At 59.8% G+C, this 19243-nt stretch carries 13 protein-coding genes; 5 read left to right on the top strand and 8 right to left on the bottom strand.

Features of this window, described 5'->3' with window-relative positions; translation table 11 throughout:
- Positions 1-701 precede the first annotated feature (701 nt).
- The 3 genes from pbpC to parA all read right to left on the bottom strand — a co-directional run bounded on the left by pbpC (position 702) and on the right by parA (position 9138).
- Positions 702-2768 (bottom strand): penicillin-binding protein 1C, encoded by a 2067-nt coding sequence (gene pbpC, locus CHH27_RS02005; protein ID WP_094070091.1) that lies wholly within the window; start codon positions 2766-2768, stop codon positions 702-704.
- A 74-nt stretch (positions 2769-2842) separates the two neighbouring features.
- Positions 2843-8272, bottom strand: coding sequence for an alpha-2-macroglobulin family protein (locus CHH27_RS02000; protein WP_208988439.1), 5430 nt, complete (start codon positions 8270-8272; stop codon positions 2843-2845).
- A 224-nt stretch (positions 8273-8496) separates the two neighbouring features.
- On the bottom strand, positions 8497-9138 hold the full coding sequence (gene parA / locus CHH27_RS01995) for a ParA family partition ATPase (protein WP_094070089.1): 642 nt from the start codon (positions 9136-9138) through the stop codon (positions 8497-8499).
- A gap of 273 nt (positions 9139-9411) precedes the next feature.
- On the opposite strand from parA, the gene CHH27_RS01985 reads away from it, so the two are divergent.
- Positions 9412-10929 carry a diguanylate cyclase gene (locus tag CHH27_RS01985; protein WP_094070087.1) on the top strand — a complete coding sequence of 506 codons (1518 nt, stop codon included), beginning with the start codon at positions 9412-9414 and terminating at the stop codon, positions 10927-10929.
- A 6-nt stretch (positions 10930-10935) separates the two neighbouring features.
- On the opposite strand, the gene CHH27_RS01980 is transcribed toward CHH27_RS01985, so the two are convergent.
- The 5 genes from CHH27_RS01980 to phnC all read right to left on the bottom strand — a co-directional run bounded on the left by CHH27_RS01980 (position 10936) and on the right by phnC (position 16373).
- Positions 10936-12096, bottom strand: a complete 1161-nt coding sequence (locus CHH27_RS01980) for a lytic murein transglycosylase (protein ID WP_247646179.1) — start codon at positions 12094-12096, stop codon at positions 10936-10938.
- Positions 12097-12293: 197 nt separating this feature from the next.
- Positions 12294-13631, bottom strand: a complete 1338-nt coding sequence (gene phnE / locus CHH27_RS01975) for a phosphonate ABC transporter, permease protein PhnE (protein ID WP_094070085.1) — start codon at positions 13629-13631, stop codon at positions 12294-12296.
- Positions 13632-13642: 11 nt separating this feature from the next.
- A complete protein-coding gene (gene phnE, locus CHH27_RS01970) occupies positions 13643-14491 on the bottom strand; it encodes a phosphonate ABC transporter, permease protein PhnE (RefSeq protein ID WP_094070084.1) in 849 nt (282 codons plus the stop codon).
- A gap of 73 nt (positions 14492-14564) precedes the next feature.
- Positions 14565-15482 (bottom strand): phosphonate ABC transporter substrate-binding protein, encoded by a 918-nt coding sequence (gene phnD / locus CHH27_RS01965; protein ID WP_094070083.1) that lies wholly within the window; start codon positions 15480-15482, stop codon positions 14565-14567.
- Between the two features lie 57 nt (positions 15483-15539).
- On the bottom strand, positions 15540-16373 hold the full coding sequence (phnC, locus tag CHH27_RS01960; RefSeq protein ID WP_094074460.1) for a phosphonate ABC transporter ATP-binding protein: 834 nt from the start codon (positions 16371-16373) through the stop codon (positions 15540-15542).
- A gap of 396 nt (positions 16374-16769) precedes the next feature.
- On the opposite strand from phnC, the gene CHH27_RS01955 reads away from it, so the two are divergent.
- The 4 genes from CHH27_RS01955 to CHH27_RS01940 all read left to right on the top strand — a co-directional run bounded on the left by CHH27_RS01955 (position 16770) and on the right by CHH27_RS01940 (position 19212).
- A complete protein-coding gene (locus tag CHH27_RS01955) occupies positions 16770-17396 on the top strand; it encodes a DapH/DapD/GlmU-related protein (RefSeq protein ID WP_094070082.1) in 627 nt (208 codons plus the stop codon).
- 64 nt (positions 17397-17460) lie between these two features.
- Positions 17461-18036 carry a helix-turn-helix domain-containing protein gene (locus CHH27_RS01950; RefSeq protein WP_094070081.1) on the top strand — a complete coding sequence of 192 codons (576 nt, stop codon included), beginning with the start codon at positions 17461-17463 and terminating at the stop codon, positions 18034-18036.
- Between the two features lie 71 nt (positions 18037-18107).
- Positions 18108-18728, top strand: a complete 621-nt coding sequence (locus CHH27_RS01945) for an HD family hydrolase (protein ID WP_094070080.1) — start codon at positions 18108-18110, stop codon at positions 18726-18728.
- A 118-nt stretch (positions 18729-18846) separates the two neighbouring features.
- Positions 18847-19212 (top strand): STAS/SEC14 domain-containing protein, encoded by a 366-nt coding sequence (locus CHH27_RS01940; RefSeq protein WP_094070079.1) that lies wholly within the window; start codon positions 18847-18849, stop codon positions 19210-19212.
- Positions 19213-19243: the final 31 nt, after the last annotated feature.

Below are 19243 nucleotides of genomic sequence, written 5' to 3'. Positions count from 1 at the left end.
CGTGCAGCAAGCCCAAAGTGACACCCCCAAACACGCACACAATACGGTGTGCTTTTTCTGCAACATACTGTTCCCACTTCATTTTTTCCTTACCCTACGGAATCAAACCTCCGACCATCGGCTGAATTTCGCCAATTTCCTCCGCATCAACACTTAGCCCGCTTCTGAGAAAAACAACAAAATCTTGCAAGCATTCCCATTTATTAAAAGGGAAGAAATTCCTATGCGTAAATTAGAATGTTAATCGCGACGTATTTCAAATTAAAATTTGTAGATTATTTATTTATGAGCACTTAATACGCACATATCTAGTTAATTTACTCAGGGTCATTTTTTACTTACTCTCGGGAATTTCACTACATACCTCGAACCGCTTGCGAGGGTGCGTCCCGGTTGCCTCGGCGAGTCGAATCGAGCAATTCAGCCGCCTTTGACACATGGAAATGCAGATTCGACGACTGCCACCACTTCGCCGGGCTGATTGTCCACGCACGTGATCAGCGCTTGGAAATCAGCTCTTCAAACTGAATCGGAAGCGATGCGCGCCCATTCAACACGGGCGGTGACCGTTGGTCTGGAATTGATCGAGGTTTCCTGACTGCCATTTCAGGTGTGTCACACGCCTCGCAAAGGCGTCCAATCCGACCCAACGCTGAAATGTTCGAGAAGAAAAGATCGGACGAAAGCACTGAATGCAAACGTCACTGAAGGAAAACCGTAATGCCGGCACTCCGCCCGCGTGAATCCAATATCGTGACATCAGTGAAGCCGGAGGTTTCCGGATGCCAGATGAGCTGGCGGTCCTGATGCTGCCCCTTGAGCGGGCTGCCGTTGACAAGAAAGGAAAAGGGTCCTGTTCCGCCCTTGAACTTCACAACAAGCGGTTGCCCCTGCCCTTGCCGGCCTGGAACGATCCCCAGGTCGAGCTCTGCACCATTTGGAGGATAAGCTATCGTCAGGCCCTCCGCAGAGGCTACATTGCCCTGGCGCCGCGGCAACCTGGCATAGCGCAGGGGGGCAGGGATTTCCTGATTGAGCACGTCAAGCGCTTCTTCCGGACCCTTGGGCAGTGGAACGCGCGCGGGACCAAGCGCCTGGAACACTTCGAAGAGAATCGGAACAGCCACCGTTGCCCCGGTCTTTCCCGGCACCGGCGTGCCATCTGCCCTGCCCGACCAGATGGCAACGACGTGTTTGCCGTCAAATCCGACTGCCCAGGCGTCCCGATAGCCGTATGCGGTGCCGGTCTTGTAGGCGATCTGGCGGGTTTCGGCGCTATGCGCCTGCGGCAGTCCTGAGAGAATGTCGCCAACAAGCCAGGCCGCCTTTTCGCTTAACATCCTGTTTTGCGATGGATCGGCCAGGGCTACTGCACAATCCCTTCGGCAGATTCGCAGAGAGACCGGCTCGCCCCCTCTTGCCAGAGCGGCATAGGACTGTGTCAGGTCTCTCAACGAAAGCCCCAGCCCGCCGAGACTGATGGCAAGACCGGGAGCGATTCCCTTTTCCAGGACCGGCTCTGCCCCTGCCCGCTTCAGCCGTGCGATCAGCCTGGACGGCCCGACCGCTTCCAGCAGTTTCACCGCCGGCGTGTTCAGGGAAAGTTGCAAGGCCTCGCGCAAGGTGACTGTCCCCTGGTAGGCCTGATCGAAATTTGTTGGCTGATAACCGGCGATGTCCGTAGCTCTGTCGACGATGAAGCTTTCCGGCAGTCCGACCCCCTCCTCGAAAGCCAGCCCATAGATAAAGGGTTTCAGTGTCGACCCGGGCGAACGCACCGCGCGTGTCATGTCGACATGCCCTTCTCGCGCCGTATCAAGCAGGTCCGGCGCACCAATGCTGGCCAGAATTTCACCGGCCTGATGGTCGGCGACAAGGATGGCTAGCGATACGGGCCGTGGCATCACGCTCGCCTTCCTCTTCGCCAGGGCCTCAAGCGAGGATTGCAGGTCCCGATCCAGCGTCAGACGATGGACAGGTCTGGTTGGCGCTTCCAGGCGCGCATGCCGGCTTTCGTGGGCCGCAAGCAACGGCATGGCAAAACGCTTGGCCCGCAACGGTTCAGCTGAAGCCGATGAAGCAGCCTCCGGGCTGAGCACGCCCTCCCTTGCGGCAACCTGCAGCACGCGGTTGCGCGCCGTCCTGGCTCGATCCGGAGACCGGTCCGGACGCCGCGCTTCAGGACTTTGCGGCAGTGCCACCAGGAGCGCTGCTTCAGCGGGCGTGAGCCGGGACGGCTCCTTGCCGAACCATGTGAGACTTGCCGCCCGGACACCTTCCAGATTGCCACCAAAAGGCGCGCGCAGCATATAGAAGCGCAGAATGTCCTTCTTGGAATAGGTCTGTTCCAGCTGAACGGCTCTGAGCAATTGCTCGTATTTGCGTGTAACCGACTTTGTCGGCCGCTCATCCAGAAGCCGGGCCACCTGCATGGTCAAGGTGGAGCCGCCGGAAATGATCCGGCCATGGCGCAGGCTGTAATACACCGACCGGACCATGGCGCGAATGTCGATACCGCCATGCTGGTAGAACCGCTTGTCCTCAAAGGCGAGCAGCATCCGGAAATAGAGCGGATCAACGGCCTCCAGTTCCGCCGGCAGGCGCCACTTGTCGTCATGACTGGTAAAGGCCCGCAACAGACGGTCCTCCCGGTCAAGCACCACCGAAGAGAGAGACAGGTCCGAGACACGCGGCAGGGCCGGAAGCGAGTGATAGTCGTGACTGACCTTGAGCAGCCCGCAAGCGCTCAAGGCTGCCGCGGCCAACATGGCCGCGGCCGACCACCGTCTCAATCTCTGCCAGACTGTTTGTCGGGCGACCGTCACAAGACCAACCTGCGCCCTTACCGCGTCGGGCCAAGGACGGTAAAGCGTCCTGTCGCGGTGATTGCTCGACGGTCCGGGCGATACATGTCTTCAACAGAGGCCGGTGGATGCGCATATTCCCCTGGTGTGGCCGCCCGGGCGAGATACGCAAAGGACAGTTCCTTGCCGCTCCACCGCGTCTGATCGACCGCAACTTCGAACCGGTCCCTGTAAAAGGCCGAATGCTCGGGTTGATCCACGGTATTCAGGAAGGACAGCCCTCCCAGATCTCCGGACCGAACCAGCCGGGGATTGTCGATGACAAGTCCGGCAGGCAGCCGGTCGACCACCATCAGGCGGCCCGGCTGATCGCTCAGAGCCCGCACCGTGACAACGACCGCGAGCCGTGTGTTGACGGGAACAGCCGTCGGATCGACCGGATTGCCGTCCAGGTCGTAAACGCTCCGCTCAACTGCATAGTCCTTGCCGCCTGCCGGTTCCGGCACGAGAGGCTGGCCGGCTACCGACACCAGCAGTTCGGTCGACACCTTGCCATTGTTGGTGATGTCGGCCGGGAACTGGCTGACTTCGCTGCCCTCCATTGACCACGCCAGACGGCCTGGTGTTTCTTCACCACGTACTGACAGCTTGGCTTCAGCCGCAGATTCGTTGAGCGCGTTGGCCGCCAGAAGCAGCCAGGCCATGTCCTGGGTCGAGCGGCCGGAGGCGTTTGCCTGCGCCACCTTGAGAAGGTCGATAGCCTCGTCCTTGAGGTCACCTGCCAGAGAAGCCGAAGCGACATAGTCCGTCACAGCCGCAGTGTCGCGCAGCCTGGACCCGTAGTCGCTGCGATAGCCCCACACCGTTTTGCGCGGGAGCGCTGCGATTGCCGCCTTGAAACCGGTCTCTGCCCGGGTCGTTTCTCCATAAAGACCGAGTGCGGCCGCAACCTGCGCCTTTGCCATCGGAGTGGCAAAATTCTGCAGCTTGGCGTCGAGATAGTATCTGAGGTCGCCCATGGAGGCACGACCATTGCGGGCCAGAACATAAAGCGCATAGGCCACGCCCTCACCGCCGTCCTGGAAGTCGGACGCATAGGCCACCCGGCCTTCCAGATTGTCCAGGGCAGACGTGAAAGCGATATCCGGAACCTTGTAGCCCTTTTCACGGGCACGTGTCAGGAAGTCCGTCACGTAGGCGTCGAGCCAGGTGTCGCCGTCGCCGTAACTCGACCAAAGACCAAAATCACCGGAAGACGACTGGTTCGACAACACGCGCCCGATCGCCTTGACGACCCGTTCGCGAATGGCGCTATCACCGCCGAGACCTGCAGCCTCGGCAACTTCGCTCAAGTAGAGCAAGGGCAGCGCGCGGCTGGTGGTCTGTTCGGTACAGCCATAGGGGTAGCGGTCAAGCGCTGCCAACAATCCGGCCACATCGATGCTGGCCGCACCACCAGCCGTGAGCGTGATGTCAACCGTGTCCGCCCGCAGTCCGTCAAAACTGTCGGCGGTCAGGCTGAGACTGTCGCCGGCCGCCAGGGCAAACACCGACCGGCGCACGACTTCCGGCTGGGTGTCCATGATGTCCAGTCCGAAGCGCTTGACGTAGATCTTTCCGTCCGGCCCTGTCAGGGACGCCACGATTTCGGCGGTGGTGAGGACATTTCCGGCACCAATCCGCGTGAGAACGAGTTCCTTCTTTCCAGCCCCCAACTCGATTGAGCGGGACAGGCTGGCGGAGCCTTCCTCCAGGGTCACGCCGTCCGAGACGGTCAACTCCAACTCATAGGCTCCGGCAGCACCGTCGACATTGTCTATCTCCAGTGCCAATCGTGAACTGTCCCCGGGCGCAAGGAATGCAGGCGCACTGGCCGTCATCACAACGGGCGAGCGCACTTCGACTTCCTTGTCCGCGTGGCCGACCCCGTCCCTCGTCCAGGCGACCGCCATCAGTTTCAGGGCTCCGTTGAAGGCGGGAACGTCGAACGAGACCGTTGCTTCTCCGTTGGGGCCGACTTCGACAAGTCCGGAGAACAGAGCAACGGGCTCTTCATCCGGTGGCGGCGCTTCAAGTCGCATCCCGGCCGCATCGCCGCCAGAACGGACCCTGCCAAGCGCGCCGGCTGTCCGGTCGATCAACTGGCCGTAAAGATCCCGAACATCCGTACCCAACCGGCGCTGGCCGAAATACCAGCCCTCCGGGTCCGGCGTCTTGAACCCGGTCAGGTTCAGGATACCGACGTCGACGGCAGCCACGGTGAGATAGGCCTTGGTGCCCGCCTCGAGATTCGCCAGCTTGACGGGAACATCCAGCGTTGTTTCCGGCAGGATCCTGTCCGGCGGGGAAAGCTCCACGCTCAATGCGCGTTCACCGGGATCCACCTGCAGCCAGGACAGCCCCATGGACCGCGACGGCATGCGTTTCTCGTCCAGATCCATCGGCCGGTAGAGGCTCGCGGTGATATAGGCCCCGGCTCCCCAGTCGTCGCTGACCGGGATCTCGACCTCGGTCTCTTCACCGCTGACTTCCACAGTCTGGCTGGCCAGAAGGCCACCGGACACGACATTGACGACGGCAATGCCAGCCATTTGCGGCTTCAGGCGCAGTTTGGCAATGTCGCCCGGCCGGTAGCTGGTCTTGTCGAGACCGACATCCAGGTAGTCCGGGGTTTCCGACGACGCGTCCGCCGTGTACCAGCCGGCATTGAAGGTGACCCGAGTCGTCGTCAGAACGGCGCCATTTCCAGCCACATCCAGCCGGTATTCACCCCAGTCCACCGGCAGGGACAATTGCGCAGGCTGGCCGGCCTTGACGTCGAATTCACCGGTGTCGAGACGGCGGGTTGTCGTGATCGGTTCATAGGACCAGCGGCCGTCATAGCGGTACCACTGGTACCGGCGGTCGACCTTCGACAGGGTCCAGACCAGACCCTTAGCGTCGGCTTCCTTGCCGTCCGGTCCGACGACAATGACAGAAAAATCAGCCGGGCCACCCTCATCGACGCCGTCTTCAAAGGCCGGCTTGATGCCAATGCGCGACCCATCCAGGGCAACGGGAAGATCAAGATCGCGCTCAACATACCGGCCGCCTGCTTCCACAAGGCGGGAAATGACGGACGCGTCATAGACCATGGACGTTTCCGGCAGGTCCGGCATAAAGACTTCGAAGGTCAGCTTGCCATCCTCGTCCGTCTTCAGACCGGACGTGATGGAGCCACGCTGAGAATAGGCGTCAGCATCCGGCACCCCGAACCTGTAGCCCGGATAGGCTTTCAAGGAGCGTACGGGACGCACGATCACGTCGCCTTCCAGCGTCTGACCGCTGGCAGGCGAACCATAGAGGAACCGGGCTTCCAACGACACTTCGGTCGGTGCCGTCCGGTTGAAGGTGCGGGCCGCCGTTTCAAGGTCGAAGTCGACCCGCTCGGGCTGATAGTCCTCGACCAGGAAGGTTTCTTCCGACAAGGCCCGGCTTTTTGGGTCGGCAAAGACCCGCCAGGACCAGATGCCCTGCTGCGCGGAGCTAGCCAGTGTCAGGTCCTGCAAGTGGCCGCCCAGACCGCCATCAGCCACCGTGAAGCGGGCGTGTTCAACGCCGTCGGGCCTTGTGAAGATGAAGGTCAGCGGGAAATCTTCCTGGGCCACTGCGGCCGCATTGCGCAGAAGCGCCTGCGCATGCACCGTTTCCCCGGCCTTGTAGATGCCACGATCAGTCCAGGCGAAGACGTCGAGCGGGCCGGGCGCCGGGCGTCCCTCGACCCCACGATCTGAGAGATCAAAGGCAGGTTTGCGCAAGTCGAGGAAGGAATAGTCGCCTTCCGCGGTTTCAGCGACCAGGACGCCAGGGGCCCGGCCACCTCTTCCGCGCGTCAGACCAGCAGCAAATTCGGCAAACCCGTCTGCGTTGGTTACCGTTTCACCGAGGATCTCGTTGTTAATAGCCAGCAGGCGAACATTCACGCCTTCCAGCGCTGCCGCGCTCGAGAGCGATCGAATATTCGCGGCAATGCCGGTATCGCCCTCCAATGCGGTCAGTCCCAGATCGGACACCAGGAACCATTGTGTTGCCAGGGCTCCGTAACGGTTCTCCTGGTCCAGCCTGGATCGCGCCGTCAGGGCATAGACACCGGGTTTCAGGTCGACACCGGTCTCAGACACGGGGATCGCCGTTGTCATGTCGCGGTTCAGCTCGTTGCCGGTCTCCACGATGCCGGACCAGACCTTTTCGCCAAGTTCGTCCTCGATCTGCTCCGCCTGCCAGTTGTCGAGCTGACGCAGGAAGCGGTTGTCACGCAGAATGTCGGCAATTGACCGGTTACCGACCCGGTAGATTGCCGCCTCCACTTCGCTCGTATTCACCGAAACGATCGGGATGGTCGGGTTGCCGCCAGAGGGCAGCACATAGGACCGGCTCAGGAAATTGACGGAAGGTGACCGGTCCTTGACATAGAAGGAGACGTCGGCGGACTTGTTCAGCGTTTCACCGTCGGCAGACGGCAGGCCGCTGCGTGCCGTGATCTTGTAGCGTGCGCCGTGCTTCAGACCATCCGCACAGATCTGGTTTTCCTCCGCCTCGACGGCAAAGGTGCCTTCTCCACTGACGGTCACATAGGGTGTCATGTCCTCGCCGACCGGCAGTTTCTGGGAAAAGACCAGGCAAACGCGCGGCGATGCGCTGTCGGAATCCACTTCATGATCGACGATGCGGAAACCGTGTTCAGCCACGAGTTCGTCGTAGCGATACCGGATGCTGCTGTTTTCTTCCAAAGCCAGCGAGGCCCGGTAGGCCTTGATCGCGGTCCTGTATTCGCTTCGATTGACCAGCGCGCGTGCAAGCAGTTCCAGCGACAGCGCGCGCTCTTCCGTACCGACGGCTCTCAGATAGGCGTTGATCGATGCAGAAATGGCATTTTTCCGCTTGCTCTCCTTCTCCTGCCAGTCATCCGGATCCTGCAGAAGAAGCGCGGTTGCCAGATGTGTCCAGGCCTTGAAGTCACCCGGCTCCAGTTTCAGAACCTGCAGGAAGTCGGCTTCCGCAAGTGCGCCCTGACGTTGGCTCAGCGCGACAAGACCGCTCTGACGGAGTTGCGACGCTGTCTGACCTTCCGCACGTATGGAATTGGCGACGCTCTGGGAATAGGTCTCGGCGCTTTCCTGTTGCGATTTCGGCACAAAAACCAGTTCCGCCTTCCGGTCCGCACTCTGATCGGCCCGCGGCTTCTGCACTTCGACAACCCTGCCGGCGACGGCTCCGACAAAGCTCTGCAATTCTCCAAAGTCGGATTTCAGGAAACACCAGCCGGCGGACGTATTGAATGTGAAAGCCTGACACTGATCATCGCCCAGACACACAGCCTTGCAGCCTTCAAGGTCGACATCCTTGACGGTGCGATAGTCGCTTCCGAAATAGTCGGCATCATCAATGGTGACGATGCGCTTGTCCTGTGCGGCTGCCGACAGTGTCATCAACCCGGCTGCACCTATCGCCAGTGCAGAGACCTTCGCGGTTCTCAAAAGAGGCCTGAGTCGAAAACGGTTTTTGTGATCAAAGTTGTTTGAAACAATAGCAAAAATGGACATGGCCAGTCCTCCTGGGCCCAGACGTTCCCCTATCAAGGCACCGGAACGTGACAAGGACAAGGCAAATCTGCCGCGATCCGCACTTCTCCTGACGTAGAGAGAATAGAGACTTAATCGATGCGTCCGATCAATTCGTCGACCAGCGCCGCAACTTCCTGAGCCGCCTTGCTGGTCGGCGCGGCTTCGGTGACAGCAGCCCCCTGCCCCATGGCAGCTGCAAAAACGGTGCGGTTGCCAAGCCGGGCCGCAAGCGCGTCATAGCCGGATTCAACGATCGCCTCTGCCATTTCCCCCGTCAGGGAAGCTCTGGGTGGCACGCGGTTGAGAATCAGAAGCGCCGGCGTGTCTTCGCGCGCCGCCATTTCGAATGTCTGCGCCGTTGCCCAGAGATCGACCGGCGTCGGTTGCACCGGCACCACGACATAGTCGGCCGCGTCGATGGCCGGTTTGGCATCAACGTCGGTCTTGGGCGGTGTGTCGACCACCACATATCCGTGGGATCTGGCCAGGGACCGGGCTTCACGGCGCGCGCCCCAGCCCGAGGCCGTCCGAAACTCAAGGCCGGTCTCGTCTTCGCCGAGCCTGTCTTCCCTGGCTTCGTACCATGTGCCGAGCGAGCCTTGCGGATCCACGTCGAGTATCGCGACCGGCTCCCCTGATCGTGCCGCGAGTGCAACAGCCAGATGAACCGCAAGCGTGGTTTTCCCCGATCCGCCTTTTTGCTGTGCAACAGTCAAGATCCGCCCGGACATGCAATTTCCTCCTGAAAATCGCCAATATATTGCGCTGCACCTTTTCGCAACGCAACAAATCTATGGCTTATCCCAATGAAATTCCCTTGCGGAATTGGAAAACTCGCTATGATCACCAATGATATTTTTTAGGCCGACGATCTGAAGGAGGCGAAACTGAAGCAATTGCAGGAGCGGAGTTGGGCCCTTCGATGGCGTCATCCGGCCTTTTGCAAGCGCCTGCTTTATCGCGCTCTTGATCTGTCCGATTCCCAATCACCAGGTGATCGCCCGTTGCAGTTCAATCTGGCCTGGCTTGAACGCTGGTCCGGGCAATTCGATGCTGCATCGAGACTGGCGGATGACGCCCTGAAAAAGATGGACCTCGACCGGGACCCGGAAGGCTGGTCGGAACTGCTGGTCATCAAATCCGTGTGTGCCTACAGCCTGGGCGAACTCAGCCTTGCGGACGAAATCCTCGGAGAAAGCCTTGATGTGCTGGGGCCCGCCGCTCATTCAAGGGCCGGCATCGAACCTCTGACCGTGCTTGCCAACATGTGCGCCTATTACAATGACTACGACAAGGCGCAGGACAAGCTGAACGATGCCATGGCGATCGCCGATGAGCTTGGGCTGGTGTTTGAGCGGGGCCACATTCTGCAGACCCTGTCGCGGGCCGAACTGCGCAACGACAAGATCGAAAAAGCGGTGGCGGCCGGTCGGACCTGCCTTCAACAGTCTCTGGCAAGCCGCAATGCCGTGAACCTTCCCTATGCCTACGAAGTGCTTGGCGCCGCGCTTGTGGAGGCCGGTCACCTGCAGGAGGCCCGGGAATGTGCACAAAAAGGGCTCGTGGCTGCGCAATTCAGCCAGGATCACCGGGTGGCCTGCCACCTCTATTACGTGCTCGGACTGAGTTATTTCGAGGAACAGCGTTTTGACGAAGCACGCGCAGATCTCGAAAACGGCCTTCTGAACGCCGCCGGCGCCGACTACCATCACTGGACGCGAAACTTCTATCTGAAACTGTCGCATACGCACGAGGCCCTTGAAGAGCACAGAACCGCGCTCGGCTATCTGAATGCCTATGTTGAACTGCAGAAGAAGCTGGTCGCCGAAGAGACCGAGCGGGCGAGCAACGATTTCCGGAACCGGCTGGAATTCCGTCTGGCGCATAGCAAGGCCGACTATGAGCGCGAATTGCGCACCAAGACGGAAGCGCTCAACAAGGAACTGCGTGAAGTCAACGAGACCTTGCGTGCGCTCAACGCCCAGATCGAACATAATGCGCTTCACGATGCGCTGACGGGTATCGGGAACCGCCGCATGATGGACCGGTATTTCGAGATGGTGCAGGAAACATTTCCGCCCGGAACCCGGATTTCGGCAATCCTGATCGATCTCGACCGGTTCAAAAGCATCAACGACCAGGACGGGCACTCGATCGGCGATCTCGTGATCAGAACCGTCGCCTTGCGCCTGTCGGCACTGATGGATGAAAGCGAAGCCCTGATCCGCATGGGCGGCGACGAATTCCTGATCCTGTCAGCGGACCGAACCGGCCTGGACGACCTGACATGCCTGCTGGAAGAGGTCATCCGGGACGTCAACGAGCCCATGAGCTTCAAGGGCGCTCAGCAGAAATCCGTGGGGGCGAGTGCAGGCGCGGCCGTCTGGGAAATCGGGCCGCTCCTGGAATACGAGCTCCTGAGGGCCGCGGACGAGGCGATGTACGAGGCCAAGAAGTCGGGCCGAAACAGATACTGCCTGCATTCCAGCGTCTACAGGTCCATCACCCAGGACGCCTCCTGACGCGCGTTATCGGCCACCGAGCGCATAGTAGATGTTCCACGACGGCCTGCCGGTAACCGGCATGCCGTATTTGGCTTCCGCCTTGCGAATGCCGGCGCGTGTGGCCGGTCCGACCTTGCCGTCGGGTGTGCCGACGTTGAAGCCGTTCTTGTTCAGGAGTTTCTGCAGCTCCCAGCGCTGCGCCCGTGACAGGCCGGGATTGTTGGTCGGCCAGGGTGTCTTGAAAGGCTCGCGCCCTGCGACCAGTTCCGACAACAGGGCAATCGCAAGGCCATAAGAGGTCGACGCGTTGTAGGATCTGAGCGCGCGAAAGTTCCGGGTCACGAGGAAGGCTGGTCCCTTGACACCGGCCGGGCGGATCAGCGCCGCCTCGAGCTTGCCGGAGAGGGCTCCTCCGTCAACCTTCTTCAGCCCGCGCTTGGACCAGGTGGACAGAGAAGCGTATTTCTTGCGGCCGGACGGCCCGGAATAGCCGCCGGGAACCTTGACCTCTACACCCCAGGGACGGCTGTCACGCCAGCCGGCGTTTTTCAGGAAGTTCGCCGTCGAGGCCAGGGCATCCGGCACGGAATTGACCAGATCCTTGCGCCCGTCTCCGTCAAAATCGACCGCCAGACTGTTATAGGTGCTCGGCATGAACTGGGTCTGTCCGAAAGCCCCTGCCCAGGAGCCGACAAAGTCCTTTTCCGGCACATCACCACGCGAGGCGATCTGCATGGTCTTGATCAGCTCTCCGCGGAAGTATTTCTGGCGCCTCTTGCCGGCACAGGCCAGGTTGGCAAGCGCATGCGGCGTGTAGAAATCGCCCCGGAAGTTGCCGTAATCGCTTTCGATGCCCCAGACCGCCAGCACCACATGCCGGTTGACACCATAGCGCTGTTCAACCGCCGACAGGGTGCGATTGTGCTTTTTCAGCAGTTTCTTACCGTCCTGAATGCGCTGCGCATCGACAAGAAAGGCCATGTAATCCCAGATTTCCGTCTTGTGTTCCGGCTGGGAAGTGGAGAACCGGATGACCTTTTCATCATAGGAGGCCCCCTTGAGCATGCGTTCGGCGACCTCTGGCCGCACCCCGGCGGCAATCGCCTGCTTCTTGAGCGAAGCAACACAGCTTTCAATCGCCTGGGCAGAACCCGTCGAGACCAGCCCGACCAAGCCCGTTGCCAACAAGCTTCCCAGAAGACGTTTCAAGATCCGCTGAGGCAAAGCCCCCTCCTCCAGCAAGGAATCACTCTTCAGACGCTGCCACGCTAGCGCGACGGAATTGCGGCAAGAAGCAGCATGACGCAGTTATCAAAGGCTAAACAAGAAAAACCCGGACCGATTACCGGCCCGGGTTCTTCAATCCGACGCTGTTCAGAGGCCTATTTCCCTTCGATCAGCTTGCGCCGCAGCCAGCCTGAGGTCTGGTCCATCGCGATGACGACGGTGATCGTCAGAATGATGATGTAACTGGTGTTTTCCCAGTCGCGCGAGGTCTTCATGGTCTCCACCAGCATCAGGCCGATGCCGCCGGCGCCCAGCGCACCGATGACCGTTGCGGAGCGTGTGTTCGATTCCAGGTAGTAAAGAACCTGAGAGACAAACACCGGCAGGATCTGCGGGATGACGCCGAACCGGTAGCGCTGGATCTGGCTGGCGCCCGTCGCCCGCACACCTTCCACCTGCTTGTTGTCGATATTCTCCAGCGCTTCTGAGAACAGTTTGCCGAGCGAACCGGTGTCCGTGAATGCGATCGCCAGGGCGCCTGTCAGCGGACCGAGACCGAAGGCCCGGATGAAGATCAGCGACCAGATCAGCATGTCGATGCCGCGCAGGAAGTCGAACAGGCGGCGGGTTCCGAAACGCAGGATCCTGGAGGGCGTGAAGTTACGTGCTGCCAGGAATGCGAGCGGCAAACCAAAGATCGCAGCCGTAATCGTTCCAAGCACAGCCATCATGATGGTTTCAAGCAGGGCGACAAACACTTCACCGTGCTGCCAGTCCGGATTGTCCAGGAACTCGTGCAGGATGAAGGACATGTTCGACTGGCTGGGGTCAATGCGCTCATTCGAGAGCGCAATCGCCCACAGCTGGCTGAAGGACATGCCGTGCAATTGAGAGCCGAACGGGAACCAGAAATTCTCCCATCCGCCGAAGTAATTGTGCACTTCGATCTTGGTCTTTGTCACCTGAACGCGCCGGTCAAGCGTCGGCCGGGCATTGAACTTCCTGGGATCATCCTTGATCCATTCGGGCACCGGACCGGGCGGCAGTTCCGTGTTGACGCCGCTGTTGGTGGCCGTGACCTTGATAAGTCCGTAGTCCGGGACGTCGAACTCCATCACCTTGCCGGTGATCGTGATCGTGTAGCCCTCGCCCAGGTCAACAAAGGCATCTGTGCCGTTGACCTCAACCCAATCAGGCAGCTGGTCAGGCTCATAGGTTGCCCGGCGCTCGCCTTCGATCGCGACTTCCATGATGTCGCGGCGCAGCAACTTGGTAACGTGAACCTTGTAGGCGACAGAGTCGGTTGCCAGAATGGCCGCCCGCTCGGGCTGAGCCTTGGCCAGAAGGTCCGGCACACCAAAAGCGAACCAAGTGTAGATCAGGTAGGTCAGGATCGCGATCGGCACCCCGACGGTGATCCAAGCCCTGCGGCGAACGTTCTTGAAAACGGAATTGCGGTCGAAAACCGGATCATTGAGTGTGTCGATAGCCATCTCGAAATTCCTCAATGAGCCCGGCCGGCGCCGACGAGTTTGCCGCGCAGGTAGGACGATGCCTGGTCAATAAGCATGATGGTCAGGAACAGAAGAACGAAGATTGCAGCGGTCTCATCCCCTGCGCCCTGCCCCCAGCCAATGGTACGGCGCAGCTCCTGCCCGATGCCACCGGCCCCGACAAAGCCGAGAATGGCCGAGGCGCGCACGTTGATTTCAAGTCGCAGCAGGAAATAGCTCAGATAGTTGGGCGCGACCTGCGGCATCACCGCGTAGCGGATGCGCTGCAGCCAGCTGGCGCCGCAGGCCGACAGGCCCTCGATCGGTTTGCGGTCAATGTTCTCGTTGACCTCGGAAAAAAGCTTGCCCAATGCGCCGGCCGTATGAAAGGCGACGGCGATCATTGCGGGCACCGGGCTGGAGCCGAGAACAAAGATCAGGAATAGCGCGATGATAAGTTCGGGAAAGGCGCGCATGATGTCCATCATGCGGCGCACCACCGGAATGAGCGGGCCCCAGCTGTCCACATTGCGGGTTGAGGCCATCGCCAGGACAACGGCCATGGCGCCGCCGATCAGTGTGGCAACGGCAGCAATGTTGAGCGTTTCCAGCATTGCGGGAACAAAATGCAGGATCAGGCCGAAAAAGGCCGGTCCGGCTTCCCAGGCTTCAACAACGATCTCGCCCGGATAATCAAAGAATTTTGTCAGGCCCTGCAAGAAGCCGCCGGAATTCATCTCGTTCGATTTAGAGTACCCGGACATAAGTACGGCGACGACCAGCAGCAGCCCGATCAGGGAGTAAAGCTGGCGTCGTTTGCGCAGTGTCAGGATTTCCTGTTCGAGTGCGGCAACGGCCATTTCAGAATCCTTCGAGGAAGTCATAGAAAACGCGGGCCGGAAACCGGCCCGCGTTCGGGTTCAGACGAACCGCTTAGTTCTTGTTCTTGGCCTTACGGGCTTCGACGATGTTCACGTAAGCTTCGTGGGTGATCGGCATGAAACCCTTGGTCTCACCGGCTGCGATGTTGTAGGCGCAATCCGGATCGATGGAGTTCAGGGAAGCGATCAGGCCGGTCATCTTGATCTTGACGTCTTCCGGCAGCTTCTTGGACAGAACGATCGGGCCTTCCGGGATCACCGGGGACTGCCAGATCTGGCGCAGTTCGGTCATGTCGACCAGACCGGCATCAGAAGCCTTGCGCAGGGCACCGGAGTTGTAGCCGTCTTCCCACTCACCAAGGCCGTCGGCCCAGGTGACGCCGGCATCGATGTCGCCGTTGGAAACAGCAACGATGGTCTGCTCGTGACCACCGGTGAAGACCACGTCACCGAAATATTCGCCGGCGGTCATGGAGTAGCCTTCCTGCGGGATGGCGATGGACGGGATCAGGTAACCGGACGTGGAGTTCGGGTCACCAAAGCCGAAGACCTTGCCCTTCATGTCTTCCAGGGAGTTGATCTCGCTGTCGTTGCGGGCAAAACCGATGGAGTAATAGCCGTAGCCACCGTCAACGTTGACCTTGACCAGAACCGGGTCAACAGCTTCCGGATCGGTCAGGTAGACTTTCGCGTAGCTGGAAGCGCCGAGCCAGGCCAGGTCGAGGTTGCCGCCGAGCAGGCCTTCGATCACGCCGTTGTAGTCGGCCGGTGCGAACAACTTGACCGGAACGCCGAGAAGATCAGCGGTTTTCTGCTCGAGGCACTCATAGGCACGCAGACGGTCGGAAGCGTTTTCGCCGCCCAGGATGCCGATGCGGAATTCGGTGATTTCAGAAGCACCTGCAACAGAGGCGTTCAGAGCGATCATGCTGACTGCGGCCAGCGCAGCAACTTTAGCAACGATTTTCATGTGGGACACTCCCCGAGAGTTCTCAAACTTGATGACGTCATAAGGTATGCAGCCGGATCAGACCGCTGCTGCCGCCGGGGTCATCGCACCAGCGGATTCTTGTGCGCCGGACTTGCCGGCATCGATGGCAGTTGAGGTTGCTGCCTCGTTGAAGCTTTCATCGGCGCCGTAGATCTCACGTGCCACATTCGTGGTAAGTTCTTCGGGCTTGCCGTCAAAAACGATGAAACCGTCCCGCATGCCGATCACGCGGTCGCAATAGCTGCGGGCGGTGTCGAGTGTGTGCAGGTTGCAAAGCACGATCTTGTTGTCGCGCTCATGAATTTCGCGCAGCGCATCCATGACGATCTTAGCGTTCATCGGATCGAGCGAGGCGATCGGCTCATCGGCCAGGAACATATGCGGGTCCTGCATCAGGGCCCGTGCAATGGCGACGCGCTGTTGCTGACCGCCGGACAGTTCTTCTGCCCTCTTGGTCGCTTCCTGCGCAATGCCGAGGCGGTCAAGCGCGGCAAGCGCCGTGTTCACATCATCTGCACTGAAAACGTTGAAGAGGCTTTTCAAGGTGCCGTGGCCATTCAGCCGTCCGAGCATCACATTGGTGCAGACATCGAGGCGCGGGACCAGATTAAATTGCTGGAACACCATGGCGCAGTCGCGCTGCCAGCGGCGCATCATGCCACCGCGCAGGCCGAGAATGTCGCGGCCCTCAAACAGGATCTGACCGGAGGTCGCCGGCGTCAGCCGGTTGATCATGCGCAGCAAGGTGGATTTGCCGGCGCCGGAGCGGCCAATAATGCCGACCATCTGTGGCTGGTCGATATTAAAACTTACTTTGTTGACCGCGGTCCGAGACCCGAAGGTCTTGGTGACTTCCTGAAACTGAATCACGCGCCAGCCCTGTCCGTGTTTGTTCGTATTGCTGGGCGACAAGAGCCATTGAACCGTTACATTTGGATGACAGTCCCTTGACTGAAACGTCAAAAATTTATGACAGATCAATGACATGCCGCTGCGTTAAACGGATTCCGGACCGTGACACGGCTGGATTTCCGCAACGCGCTCAGGGCTTTCGGACCATCGTGACCATCTCTTCGGCCATCAAAGTTTTTCAAGAATGATTTGCCGCCAATCTAAATATTCACATGTCCGGGCCGTCCAATGGCGGCTGTTCACAAGTTGAAAAAACTGAAAACAGTCACAGGACCGTCATTAAACTGTCATTGATCTTGCCTGCCGACCGTCTACAAACCGGTCCCGCCTCTCACATCAAACATCGGAAACACCATGTCAGCGCCGCACCAGAAGCCCAGCCTCACCGAAGCCCCGAATGTTCATCCCGATGCCAGTGTGATGAATTGCGAGCTTGGGATCTGGACGGAAGTCGGCGCCCACACGCATATGCGGGAAAGCCAGATGGGCGACTATTCCTACATCGTCCAGGACGGCGATGTTGTCTGGTCGACCATCGGCAAATTCTGTTCGATTGCGCGCCGTGTGCGGCTCAATCCGGGCAATCACGCCACCTGGCGCGCCTCCCAGCACCATTTTACCTATCGCGCTGCCGCCTATGGACTCGGTGAGGATGACGGTGACTTCTTCCAATGGCGCAAGGACGACTGGGTCACCCTCGGCCACGATGTCTGGATTGGCCACAATGTGACGGTGCTGGCCGGTGTCACGATCGGCACGGGCGCCATTGTTGCGGCCGGTGCGGTCGTTTCCAAGGATGTTGCTCCCTATACGGTGGTCGGCGGTGTCGCCGCGAAGGAAATCAAGCGACGCTTCACGGCCGAGCAGGAACAGGGCCTGATGGATGTTGCCTGGTGGGACTGGAACCACGACCAGCTGAAGGAACGGCTTCCGGATTTCCGTAGTTTGTCCATCGATGCCTTTATCGAGAAGTATCGCTGACCCGGATCGGGCATGCGCCTCGGAGTGAGCTGATTTCGCCGCCGATTCGCGTTAGACTTGGCGTATGCCCACTGTAACTGCCGTTCTCCAGACCAGTCTCGGCCCATCTCTTCGGCGATGGCGGGCGCTGAACCGCGTCAAGCAAGAGGTGCTGGCGCATGAGCTCGGCGTCTCCCAGGCGCGGATCTCCAGATGGGAAAGTGGCCATGCCCAGCCTGACGGCCGGCACCTTCTGAAAATCACCCAGCTGCTGCGCGCACGCCCCTCAACTGCGGCGGACCGGGCGTTGCTTGACCTTGTGAGCCGCTCGTCCGATTCCGTCCACCTCGTCTGTGACCTGACCCACAGGCTGCTGGCAATGTCAGCTGGCCGCGAGAAGGAACGGCGCGCTCCGGTGTCGGAATACTTGAATCGGCCTTTGTGGCGCTTTGCCTCCGACGGCATCCGGGCGGCCGAGCAATCGCTGGCAGAAAATGGCTGGTACGAGCCGGACGGTCCGGACATCCTGTACAAAACCGAGCGGGTCGAGTTTCCCGAGATGACCATTCCGGAATGCTCTGTCCGTATCTCCCGTCTTCCCCTCGCCGACGGCAGCTTTGCACGACTGGTGCGTGCGGATCGTACATCTGCGATGTCATAGGTGCGTGGGAGGGCGGTGCATAATTTATTCACACGCTCGCTGCCGATCCGCCAGGTCGCTATTTTTGGCGTATGGACAAAACACTTCACCAAAATGAACCCGCAGCTATCTCCTGCGAAAGACTGACCGGCCTTCTTGCCTTCCTCCAGGCTGCAGAGCAGTTGAAAGACACGCTGCGCTCCGGGACGACACGCAGCGGCCGGCCCGAAAGCACGGCCGAGCACAGTTGGCGCCTCGCACTGATGGTGCTTGTTTTTGAGAAGGACCTGCCAGGTCTCGACATACCCAGACTGTTGAAACTGTGCCTTGTCCATGACCTTGGCGAGGCTATCTCCGGTGACGTCCCCGCCCCTTCGCAAACGGCTGAAGATGATCGTGAGGAACGGGAACGTCGGGACTTTCGCTCCCTGTGTGCAACTCTCCCGCAGGACACCGCGTCCGAATTGCTGGCGCTTTGGAATGAGTATGCAGCGGCGGAGACAGCTGAAGCCTGCCTTGCCAAGGCCTTCGACAAGCTGGAAACGATGTTACAGCACCTTCTGATGCCGGAGGGTGACGTGATCTTTTACGAATTCAACCTGCATTATGGCCGCGACAGGACCGATTGGTCTCCCCTCACGCGCCAGATCCGCGAGATCATCGACGGCAGGACATCCGAACGCCTCGGCACAATGGACCGAAAGCTGGGGTAATGCCGACAGGCATTCTAAGCAGTAACCCTGAGAGGGCTCTCGGACCTTGATTGCCCTTCTGGCATGCCCCTATCCTTCTTCAAGTTGCATAGCTTACCGACCTGACGGAGGACCTGCCATGTACACAATCCTGCCCCGCAGCCGGGACGCCGTTCTGGGCGTCGAGATATCCGGGAAGATCACGCTGGACCAGGAAAAGGAGCTGATCGCCAAGGCCGAGGAACTGATTGAGGATCATGGCAAGATCAGCGTGCTGGTGGTGATTGGCGAACATGCAGGTGTGTCCTTCGAGGCCGCTGCCGCGGACATCAAATGGGTGCTGGCAAACATGCAGTACTTGAACAGGGTCGCGATTGTCACCGACAGCAAACTGCTCGCTGCCCTTGTGGCTGTGGACGCGACCTTTGCCAAAATGGTCGGCATCCAGGAACAGCATTTCGACCAGACCGAGATCGAGACAGCCTGGCACTGGATCGAGAGTTAATGTCTACAAACCAGGTCTTTTTCGGCCTCGT

It is taken from the genome of Labrenzia sp. VG12 (genome assembly GCF_002237595.1).
Taxonomy (GTDB): domain Bacteria; phylum Pseudomonadota; class Alphaproteobacteria; order Rhizobiales; family Stappiaceae; genus Roseibium.
The sequence above is the reverse complement of the archived record's forward strand: the minus strand, read 5'-3'. Positions and strand labels throughout refer to the sequence as shown.